At 32.4% G+C, this 3942-nt stretch carries 4 protein-coding genes and 1 pseudogene; all 5 read left to right on the top strand.

The window, feature by feature from the left end:
* The coding region (locus tag ACFIMC_RS01425) for a type ISP restriction/modification enzyme (protein WP_375680724.1) at positions 1-338 on the top strand (338 nt) is incomplete at its 5' end.
* Between the two features lie 303 nt (positions 339-641).
* Positions 642-899 carry a type II toxin-antitoxin system RelB/DinJ family antitoxin gene (locus tag ACFIMC_RS01420; RefSeq protein WP_375641073.1) on the top strand — a complete coding sequence of 86 codons (258 nt, stop codon included), beginning with the start codon at positions 642-644 and terminating at the stop codon, positions 897-899.
* Position 900: 1 nt separating this feature from the next.
* Entirely contained in the window at positions 901-1173 is a 273-nt protein-coding gene (locus ACFIMC_RS01415; RefSeq protein ID WP_375630510.1) for a type II toxin-antitoxin system YafQ family toxin, read from the top strand.
* A 1662-nt stretch (positions 1174-2835) separates the two neighbouring features.
* Positions 2836-3669: a hypothetical protein gene (locus ACFIMC_RS01410; protein WP_375678130.1), complete on the top strand. Its 834-nt coding sequence runs from the start codon at positions 2836-2838 to the stop codon at positions 3667-3669.
* Positions 3670-3750: 81 nt separating this feature from the next.
* Positions 3751-3942 (top strand): annotated as a pseudogene (locus tag ACFIMC_RS01405) (hypothetical protein); the annotation flags it as partial.

Below are 3942 nucleotides of genomic sequence, written 5' to 3'. Positions count from 1 at the left end.
ATGTAACTGAAATAAAATTTGCAAAAATTAAGAATAGTAAGGAAAAGGATAAATCAACTGTTATTTATAACAGCAATATCACAATAACAGATATCCCTCTTGAAGCTTATGAGTATATCGTCAATGGCAAGCCTGCTCTTGAATGGTTTATGGGGCGTCAATGTGTAAAAACAGATAAAAAGAGTGGTATTGTGAATGATGCCAATCACTATGCTGTTGAAACCATTGGTAACCCTGCCTACCCTCTAGAGTTATTTCAAAGGGTTATCACTGTAAGTTTAGAAACAATGAAAATTGTTAAGAACTTACCAAAATTGGAAATAAGAGAAACTGAATAACTTATAAAGCATGCTCACATAATGGGTATGTTAATCTCACAAGGGGTATAGAGCTTATAACCATAATCTATACCTCTCTTGTTAAGTTGATTAGATATAATCTTCTTTCTATGAGGGATAACAAAATAAAGTTAAGAGAATAGGATTTTGCAACATTCCTCTTAATTATTGCGAATCAAGGATTCTTTTCGTGGAGTTTTTTTTGCCATACCTGCTATCCAGAGGGTTTTTAATTCTAAAAAATTGACTTGAAGTCACAGTGTAGCTACACTATGATAAAGGTTTTAAATGGAGATACAAATCATGAAAGCCGATTCTGTTGTTCGCGCTCGCATTCCTGCTAAAATGAAAAAACAAGCGATGATTAATTTAGAACGTATGGGATTAAGTGCATCAGACCTTATCCGCATAACATTTTTGCGTGTCGCTGAAGAAGGTTGTTTGCCTTTTGATCTTAAAGTACCTAATAGTGTCACACGTAAAGCTATAAAGGAATTAGATGAAGGTAAAGGTAAGACATTTAAAAACGCTGATGCCCTTTTTAAGGATTTAGGCATTTAATATGCTGATACCCGTCCGCTCAAGACAATTTAAACGTGACGTGCGCAAAGCGGAAAAACGCGGTAAAAATATGAATAAGCTGCGTACACTATTGAGTCTTCTAATTGAAGAAAAGCCATTACCAAGACATTACTGTGATCATCCACTAAAAGGCGATTGGGTAGGATATCATGATATTCATATCGAACCAGATTGGCTGCTTATTTATAGAATAGAAGGAGATAAATTACATCTTATTCGTACAGGAACGCACTCTGACCTTTTCAAAGAATAATTATATGAAAAGTTAAAAATACTCTAACTTTTCTCTACATAAAGAGCGCAGACCGTAAAAAACTCGCTCTTGAAGCTATAAAAAAGCTTCAAAAAGATGAGGGATAGAGAAAAAAACTAATAAAATCAATAAAGAATAAAATTCTCATTATTAATATAACTTATTGACTTAATTATTATTGAGTATCCCTTTTTTAAATAATAGTTTATATGCGTTATTCTAAAAAGAAATCATTTGCACTTTTAAATACTCTTATTTGGATTACTTTAAAACTTTTAAGAAATCCCATCTTAAAGTGAATACGCTTCTTTTACATTGCCTTTAAAAGATTATACCGTAATCTAAAATGATAGCTTTATTGTTATCAGAAGCTTTATTTAAAGAGGGTTATGTATATTCACTTTTCTTATAGGTTTTGAAGGTATAAAAACCGTCAAAACCCCTTCAAAACGTATATTATTAGTTGAATTTATAGGTTGTGTTATCAATAGAGGTTGTTTTTTAAGATCTGTAAAATATTAACACATTGAAAAATAACGTTTTTACTTTTTATCGTTTTTTTATCTAAAAGAGGGAACCGTCAAAACTCATAACCTAATGATCTTGATAGCATTTCTTATGAGTTATAAACCATCTTTTGAAAGGCTTTAAAGGATCACATACTCTCATAAGACATGTTTTAATCATTCACTAAATGATCACTTTTGACGATTCAATGTACTGACACAAACTGACAAATATATATTTACAGTTGTATTTATTTGTTATGGCTGTTTTAATAAGTTGTATTTTGAAAAATTCATAAAACTTAACTTATTGAAATATAATGATTTTAATTTTCTCTCATTAAAAAAAATAATATAGGTTCTAAAAAGAACTGACAAAAATGACAAAAGTTTATTAAAAGGGATTTTGCTCATCTCTATAATGATCAGTTTCTATTGAGATGTTTTCATAAGTGTTTTCATAACAGGCAATAAATCACAATTATCCTATTTATCGTTTCTCTTATGAAACTGAAAAATGATGCCATGGCTGTAAAGAACATAACAGCTATAGAGAAAGCAAAAATGCAAATGAAAGCATTTGTTATAAGAGCGCGGTGCTATTAAGGTCGTTTAAATTAGAGCCCCTTATAAACAAAATTCACAAAAAATTTAAAATTCATTTAGTAAAAAAATGATAGGTTATAAAGCTAAAAATACGCATTATGAGAGCGTTTCTAAATATTATAAATGTATAGATTCAGAAAATACGCAATCGTTTCACAAAGCCCGTAATATAGCTTTAAAAGCACATAAATATAAAAGAAGCAATTAATAGGCATAAGATATTATCAATACACAACGTATTTAAAAAATACAAAAAAATATCAAAAAAGATAAAATATTATTTGACAATAAATACGTATTTTGCTATATAAATAATTAAGTGATCAAAACACTAAACATGTAGCGAAGAGGTTACGATAAACCTAATCCTATTAAAAACTGACTATCTTTTATGCTTTTGTTAGCATATATAGTGATTTTGTCGGGTGTAGTTACGCTATACAATACCCTTTTATGGGAAAAGCGTAACAACGGACTACATGCCGTGTTTTGAGCGCCCGGCATCCTTATAGGGTGTTAATTCAAAATTATAAACATGTAGGATTTAATTATGACAACTATATCAAAAAATACCCCCGTTATCTCTTCCATTGCAAATGAAACCGCGCCTGTTAATCAACAAGAGCCTGCAAAAAAATACGAATTTACCAATGAAAAATTCACTTTTGATGGTCTTACTTTACACCGTATACGTGCTCTAAGAGATTTTGATGATGTTAAGGCGGGGGACCTCGGCGGTTTTATTGAAAATGAAAGTAACTTATCCCATGATGGCAATTGCTGGGTCTATGATAATGCCGCGGTTCTTTTCAATGCAACTGTTTATGAAAATGCTAAAATCTATAATGATGCGAAAATCTTCAGAGGTGCCAAGGTGTATGGCAATGCTATCGTTAATGGCAAGGCATTGGTTTTTGATACAACCGCTCATATTTATGATAATGCAAAAATTCATGATAACGCTAAGGTCTGTGGGCATGTTTATGGTAATGCCGTAATCAGTGATAACGCTACTATTTCTAATGGTGCCAAGGTTTATGACAATGCCCGTGTCTATGAAAGTGCCTATGTTTGTGGCTATATTTTTGGCAATGCTCGTGTGTATGGCAAGTCACGCATTTATGTCTGGGCGCGCGTTTATGATAATGCCCATGTTTTTTGTAATGCTTGGATTAAGGATTATTCAAGTATCTATGGTCATGCCAAGGTTTCTGGCTCGGCTCGTGTTGGTTGCTTTGTAAGGATTTATGATCATGCCAAGGTCTATGGCAAATCAAATATTGATCATCATGTGCAAATTTATGGCAATGCTGTTGTGAATAGCCGTGCAAAAATTCGTAATGATATCTGTGATGATAATCAGTCACTAAAAGACGCTGCTTAAATAACGCGTGGGCGCGGTGGGGGCGCCCTCCTTTAAACATCTCATTTAAAAATTAAATCTCTTTATAAAGGAATTGTGCTCATGCAAAAGAAGTTTGCACTCACAAATGAAACGCGTGTATTTGGTAATCATACCCTTTATCGCATTAAAGCATTAAAAGACTTTTCTGATATCAAAGCAGGTACCTTAGGCGGCTTTATTGAAAAGGAAGATAACCTCTCTCATGATGGCAATTGCTGGGTGTATGATGAGGCTCTTGTGTTTAAAAATGGT

Source organism: Bartonella sp. AP21QHHD, assembly GCF_042196205.1.
Lineage (GTDB): Bacteria > Pseudomonadota > Alphaproteobacteria > Rhizobiales > Rhizobiaceae > Bartonella.
This window is presented reverse-complemented; position numbering and strand designations above follow the sequence as displayed.

What these genes read in the sequence shown, in the direction of transcription:
- ACFIMC_RS01420 (WP_375641073.1), top strand. Translation starts at nt 642, where the DNA reads ATGAAAGCCGATTCTGTTGTTCGCGCTCGCATTCCTGCTAAAATGAAA.
- ACFIMC_RS01415 (WP_375630510.1), top strand. Translation starts at nt 901, where the DNA reads ATGCTGATACCCGTCCGCTCAAGACAATTTAAACGTGACGTGCGCAAA.
- ACFIMC_RS01410 (WP_375678130.1), top strand. Translation starts at nt 2,836, where the DNA reads ATGACAACTATATCAAAAAATACCCCCGTTATCTCTTCCATTGCAAAT.